The sequence below is a fragment of the Streptomyces sporangiiformans genome, from assembly GCF_005768555.2.
Classification (GTDB): domain Bacteria; phylum Actinomycetota; class Actinomycetes; order Streptomycetales; family Streptomycetaceae; genus Streptomyces; species Streptomyces sporangiiformans.
On the sequence record NZ_VCHX02000264.1, the window covers coordinates 1 to 5,627 of the forward strand.

The following is a 5,627-nucleotide window of genomic DNA, read 5'->3' on the forward strand; positions in this document are numbered from 1 at the left end:
CCCCCGCGGCCCCCTGATCCTCGGCCCCCCAGAAACCCGCCACCCCCTGGCCATCGAGGCGGTACGAGACGCCGAGGGCCCCGCCCTCGTCATCACCTCCAACCCCACCCTCTGGTCGCAGACCAAGGACGCCCGAGCGAAACTCGGCCCCGTCCTCCTCTACGACCCCTCCCACCTCTGCGACACCCCGGCCCGCCTCCACTGGTCCCCCTCAACGGGTTGCGAGAACAAGGACACCGCAAAGGCCCGGGCAGCAGCTCTCCTCGCCCCGGTCCGCCCCACCGCAAAGATCGACCAGATGGTCGCCGACGCCGCGGAAACGCTCCTGCGCACCTACCTGCACGCCGCAGCCACGGACGGCCGCACCGTGCGCCACCTCCACCGCTGGGCCCAGGGCACCCAGGTCCAGGAGGCCGTACGCATCCTCCGTACGAACCCCAAGGCGGCCTCCGGCTCCGCCGGCGAGCTGGAGTCGGCCCTCACCTCGTACCCCGAACGACGTGACATGGCTCAGGAGTTGACGGCTCGCGCCCTCTCCTCCCTCTTCACGGTCAACGTCCGCGAATCCTGCACCCCCAACCGAACTGATGCCCTCACCTTGGATTCCTTCATCAACGAAGGGGGCACGCTTTATGTGGTGGGTGAACCCATCGAGGACCCCAAGGCGAACCCCGGAGCGATGCCACTCCTCACGGCCCTCGCCTCAAGCGTGGTCGAGCGCGGCCGGCGCATGGCCGAACGGTCATCCTCCGGTCGCCTCGACCCACCACTGACACTCGTCCTGGACGACGTCGCCGCAGTGGCCCCGCTCCCTCAACTCCCGGACCTGCTCACCACCGGAGCCGACCGAGGCATGCCCACCCTGGCACTCCTCCGCTCCCGAGAACAGGCCCGCACCCGCTGGCCCCACCAGGAGCTCCCGGCCTAGGGTCCCGCCCCGCCACACCCCGCCCCGCCGCACCCCGCGTCAGTGCCTCAGGGCCGCTTCATCACGAACTCCAGCTCCCGCGCGCCCGGATCACCCGGCACGGAAACGGTATTCCCCGTCGGCACGAACCCGATCTTCCTGTAGAAGCCCTCGGCCCGCGCGTTCCGCTCATGCACGAACAACCGCACCCGCTCCACCCCGGCCACGTCCCAGGCCCATTCCAGAGCACGTGCGAAGAGCCTCTCGGTAAGCCCCACACCCCGCGCCTCGGGCCGTACGAAGACCCCCACGAGGTGCCCCTGGCGTACCTCGCTCACATCCCCCAGCGCGCCCTCGGCCCCCGCCTCCTCGACGAGCACGACCACCGACCCGACCCACCGGCCGTCGGCCCCCTCGGCCACGAACTGCTGCCGCTCGCGCACCCCTTCGGCGGCTCTCGCCGTCCGCTCCCGCCAGAAGCTGTCGGGCTTCCCCACGACCTCCTCGTACGTCTCGAGAAAGGCGAGATGCGCCACCGGATCCCGCAACGCGGCCAGCCGCAGCTCCTTCGCCGCGGGCCACTCGTCGGCACGTACAGCGCGTACGGCACGTACAGAACGGATCACGTGCTTCATGAGGGCCACCGTAATACCCGGGTACTACGTCCCTCACCTGATATCCCGCCACCGTCCGACGTTCCGCACCCCCGCCCGGCCGAGCATCGAAGGCATGACGACCGCACAGGGAAGCAGCGCGCAGGCGAGCAGCGCACGAGGAATCAGCGCCCACGGGCTGACCAAGCGCTACGGCGACAAGACCGTCGTATCCGATCTCACCTTCACCGTCCGGCCGGGCACCGTCACCGGCTTCCTCGGCCCCAACGGCGCCGGAAAGTCCACCACCATGCGGATGATCCTCGGCCTGGACGCACCGACCCGAGGGCACGCGACGGTCGGCGACCGCGCGTACGCCGCCCACCCCGCGCCCCTCAACGAGGTCGGCGCCCTCCTGGAGGCCCGCTCCATCCACCCGGGCCGCACGGCGTACCACCACCTGATGGCGCTGGCCCTCACCCACGGCATCCCCCGCAGCCGGGTGTCCCACGTCCTGGAGGTGACAGGTCTGGCCGAAGTGTCACGTCGCCGCGTCAAGGGGTTCTCCCTCGGCATGGGCCAGCGCCTCGGCATCGCGGCCGCACTCCTGGGCGACCCGGACACGGTCATCCTCGACGAACCGGTCAACGGCCTCGACCCGGAGGGCGTCCTGTGGATCCGTAACCTCCTCAAGTCCCTTGCCGCGGAAGGCCGTACGGTCTTCGTCTCCTCCCATCTGATGAGCGAGATGGCCCTCACGGCCGAGCACCTGATCATCATCGGCAGGGGCCGCCTGCTGGCCGACACGACCGTCGACGCATTCGTCCGCGCGTCCGGCGCCGGAACCGTCAGGGTCGTCACGCCCGAGGCCGGCCTGCTCACCGAACTGCTCGCCGCTCCGGACGTCGACGTGACCAGCTCGGCCCCCGGAACCCTGGAGGTCCGCGGCACGGACGCCGAGCACATCGGCCGCACCGCCGCCGCCCACGGCATCCCGCTCTTCGAACTCACCCCGCAGGCGGCCTCGTTGGAGCAGGCCTTCATGGACCTCACCCGCGACTCGGTCGAGTTCGCCGCCACGACCGCCACCACAGCCACCACCCCCGCCGCCCACGAGCGCACCTTCATGGAGTCCGCATGAGCACCCTCGCCATCACGCCGAGCCGCGTTCTGCGCTCCGAGTGGCACAAACTGTGGACGGTCCGCTCCACCTGGATCACCCTGGCCCTGGCGAGCGCGCTGACCATCGGCATCGGCCTCGCGATCGCCGCGACCTACGAGTCCGGCGGCGGAGACGCGGACGTGGACACGGTCCTCCTCGTCCTGCTCGGCATGCAGTTCACATCGATCATCATGGGCGTGCTCGGCATCCTGGTCACGGCGGGCGAGCACTCGACGGGCATGATCCGCTCCAGCATGACGGCGGTTCCGCGCCGCCTCCCGGTGCTGTGGTCCAAGGCTGCGGTCCTGGGCGCGGTCACCTTCACCGTCGTACTCGCGACGAACTTCATCACGTTCCCGCTCGCCCAGACCCTCCTCTCCGGCACGGACCAGGAGGCCTCCCTCGGCGACCCCGGCATCGCCCGCGCCCTCGTCGGCAACGCGGCCGGCCTCGCTCTCCTGGGCGTCATGGCCCTCGCCCTCGGCGCCCTGATCCGCTCGGTCCCGGGCAGCATCGGCGCGTTCATCGGCGGTGTCCTGGTCCTGCCGGAGATCTTGTCCGCGCTCCCGTACGACGTCATCGAAGACGCCGTCCGCTACTTCCCGGTCGGCGCCCTCGACTCCCTCACCCACGCCCACACCCCCACGGACATGGCATCACCGGGCGCGGCACTGCTCGCGCTCTCCCTGTGGGCAGCCGGCACCCTCGCGGCAGCCGGGCTGCTGCTGAGGCGACGGGACGTGTGACTGCACGTGCGACGGGACGTGTGACGGGACGTGAGACTGGACATGGGACGAGCCGAATGACCGGACGGATGGCCACAGCACGTACGAGGATGGCCCCGTGACACGCGAACAGGACTGGCAGGGCGAATGGTCGCCGAACGGGCAGCCGCTCACCCGCCAGTTCCACCGCATCGTCCAGCGGGCGCGCGCCCTCGACCGACGCCGCCCGTGGGTGTGGGACACCCTGCTGACGGGCTTCTACGTGACCGCCTGCCTCACCGACTTCCTGGGCGACGGCTGGAAGAACGTCACCGAGAACCTCGACACACCGGCCTGGCTGGTCGGAACGATGTCCCTGGGCTTCTCGGTACCGCTGTTCTGGCGCCGGGGCCATCCCTTCGCGGTCCTGCTGGTGATGCTGCCGTTCGCCGTGACCAACGTCTGGACGGGCGCGGTGCTGCAGGCATCCATGACCCTGTTCGTCGTCATCTTCAACATCGCCCTGCGCACCCGCCTGCGCACCCTGCTCTGGTCGTTCGCGCTCGCCTCGGCCCCCTTCTGGGACCTGGGTTTCCGCTATCCCGGCGAGGAGGGCCCCGACGCGACCATCGTCCCGGTCACCATGAGCCTCGCTCTGTGCGCGGTCGGCGGCATAGCGGTCCGCACACGCCAGGAGTACCTCGCCTCCCTCGTCGACCGCGCCCGCCAGCTCGAAGTCGAACGCGACCAGCAGGCCCAGCTCGCCGCCGCGGCGGAACGCGCCCGCATCGCCCGCGAGATGCACGACATCATCGGCCACAATCTCTCCGTCATCACGGGCCTGGCCGACGGCGGTTCGTACGCGGCCGCCAAGTCCCCGCAGCGAGCCGCCCAGGCCCTCGAGGCGATCGGCACAACGAGCCGCCAGTCCCTCGCCGAACTCCGCCGCCTTCTGGAGGTCCTGCGCGAGCAGGCCCCGACCGCGGAACTCACCCCACAGCCGTCCCTGACCGACCTCGACCAACTCATCGCAGGCGTACGGTCGGCGGGCCTCCCCGTACGCCTGACGGTCCACGGCCGCGCGGCCCCCGTCCCCGACGGCACCCAGCTCACGGTCTACCGCGTCATCCAGGAAGCCCTGACGAACACCCTCAAACACGCCGGTCCGGGCGCCACGTCACAGGTCTCGATCTCGTACGAGGACGGGGGCGCCGTCACGGTGACGGTCACCGACACCGGACGCGGAGGCCCCGCACCGGACGGCAACCCGGGCCGCGGCCTCACCGGAATGCGCGAGCGAACGGCCCTGTACGGCGGAACACTTGAGGCAGGACCGCTGCCGACCGGCGGCTGGCGGATCCACCTCCACCTCCCCACCCTCCCGGCACCGCAGGACGCGACACCCCAGGAAGCGACATCCCAGGAAGCGACATCCCAGGAAGCCGCACCGCAGGAAGCCGTACCGAAGGAAGCCACCCAGTGACCACCGTCCTCATCACCGACGACCAGCCGCTCCAGCGTCTCGGCTTCCGCATGCTCCTGGAGAGCCAGGACGACATGACGGTGCTGGGCGAGGCCGGCAACGGCACGGAGGCGGTCCGCATGACGGCCGAACTCACCCCGGACGTCGTCCTCATGGACATCCGCATGCCCGGCCTCGACGGTATCGAGGCAACCCGCCGCATCATCGCCTCCGGCGACCGCACCCGCGTCCTCATCCTCACCACCTTCGACCTCGACGAGTACGCGTACGCCGGCCTGCGCGCCGGCGCCAGCGGCTTCCTCATCAAGGACGCGCTCCCAGAGGAACTCCTCTCCGGGATCCGGGCCGTGGCGACGGGAGACGCGGTGGTGGCCCCGAGCCTGACACGACGGCTCCTCGACGCGTACGTCCAGCACTTACCGTCCGCCGCCCCGGAGGGCTCCCCTTCACTGGACCCCCGACTCGCCGTACTGACGCAGCGGGAGCGGGAAATCCTCACGGTCATCGGCCAGGGCTGGACGAACACCGAGATCGCTACCCGCCTGCATCTCGCGGAGTCGACGGTGAAGACACACGTGACCCGGATCCTCGCGAAGACGGGGGCGAGGGACCGGGTCCAGGCGGTGATTCTGGCGTACGACACGAAACTGGTGCAGCCGTCCTCCTGACAAACGCAAAAATCCCCCGTGCCGAATGGCACGGGGGATTTCTCTACAATTAGTTCGGCGGCGTCCTACTCTCCCACAGGGTCCCCCCTGCAGTACCATCGGCGCTGAAA

The 5,627-nt window shown here is 70.2% G+C and carries 6 protein-coding genes; 5 read left to right on the plus strand and 1 reads right to left on the minus strand.

Annotation, left to right across the window (positions count from 1 at the left end; genetic code table 11):
* Positions 1-928: type IV secretory system conjugative DNA transfer family protein (locus FGD71_RS35610; RefSeq protein ID WP_162931317.1), on the plus strand; the 928-nt coding region annotated here is incomplete at its 5' end.
* A gap of 47 nt (positions 929-975) precedes the next feature.
* Here FGD71_RS35610 and FGD71_RS35615 read toward each other — a convergent pair.
* The gene (locus tag FGD71_RS35615; protein WP_119104688.1) at positions 976-1,542 is read right to left on the minus strand and encodes a GNAT family N-acetyltransferase; all 567 of its coding nucleotides are present in this window, start codon (positions 1,540-1,542) and stop codon (positions 976-978) included.
* A gap of 94 nt (positions 1,543-1,636) precedes the next feature.
* Between FGD71_RS35615 and FGD71_RS35620 the strand changes: the two genes are divergently transcribed.
* From FGD71_RS35620 to FGD71_RS35635, 4 genes are all read left to right on the plus strand, one after another.
* Complete coding sequence (locus tag FGD71_RS35620; RefSeq protein ID WP_119104684.1) at positions 1,637-2,641, plus strand: ATP-binding cassette domain-containing protein; 1,005 nt, start codon at positions 1,637-1,639, stop codon at positions 2,639-2,641.
* Positions 2,638-3,408 carry an ABC transporter permease gene (locus tag FGD71_RS35625; RefSeq protein ID WP_119104685.1) on the plus strand — a complete coding sequence of 257 codons (771 nt, stop codon included), beginning with the start codon at positions 2,638-2,640 and terminating at the stop codon, positions 3,406-3,408. The genes FGD71_RS35620 and FGD71_RS35625 overlap by 4 nt, the downstream gene beginning before the upstream one ends.
* Before the next feature lie 97 nt (positions 3,409-3,505).
* A complete protein-coding gene (locus FGD71_RS35630) occupies positions 3,506-4,849 on the plus strand; it encodes a sensor histidine kinase (protein WP_119104686.1) in 1,344 nt (447 codons plus the stop codon).
* Positions 4,846-5,517, plus strand: coding sequence for a response regulator (locus FGD71_RS35635; protein ID WP_119104687.1), 672 nt, complete (start codon positions 4,846-4,848; stop codon positions 5,515-5,517). Before FGD71_RS35630 ends, FGD71_RS35635 begins: the two co-directional genes overlap by 4 nt.
* Positions 5,518-5,627: the final 110 nt, after the last annotated feature.